The 326-nt window shown below is 65.6% G+C and carries 1 pseudogene; it reads left to right on the top strand.

Going from position 1 to position 326, the window contains the following annotated elements:
* A pseudogene (locus WA675_RS27295) lies at nt 1-326 on the top strand (serine hydroxymethyltransferase); the annotation flags it as partial.

A 326-nucleotide genomic window follows, 5' to 3' on the forward strand; every position in this document is an offset into this window, starting at 1 on the left:
CGCCGAGGGCTATCCCGGCCGCCGCTACTACGGTGGCTGCGAGGCCGTCGATGTGGTCGAGACCCTGGCTCGGGACCGCGCCAAGGAACTCTTCGGTGCCGAGTTCGCCAATGTCCAGCCGCACTCGGGCGCCCAAGCCAACGCGGCGGTGTTGATGGCGTTGATGAACCCCGGCGAGACCCTGCTCGGGTTGGATCTGGCCCACGGTGGTCACCTCACCCACGGGATGCGCCTGAACTTCTCGGGCAAGCTCTATGACGTGCATTCCTACGGGGTGTCCAAGGAAGACCACCGCATCGATATGGACGAGGTGCGTGACATCGCGC

Source organism: Nocardia sp. SSK8, from assembly GCF_037034205.1.
Taxonomy (GTDB): domain Bacteria; phylum Actinomycetota; class Actinomycetes; order Mycobacteriales; family Mycobacteriaceae; genus Nocardia.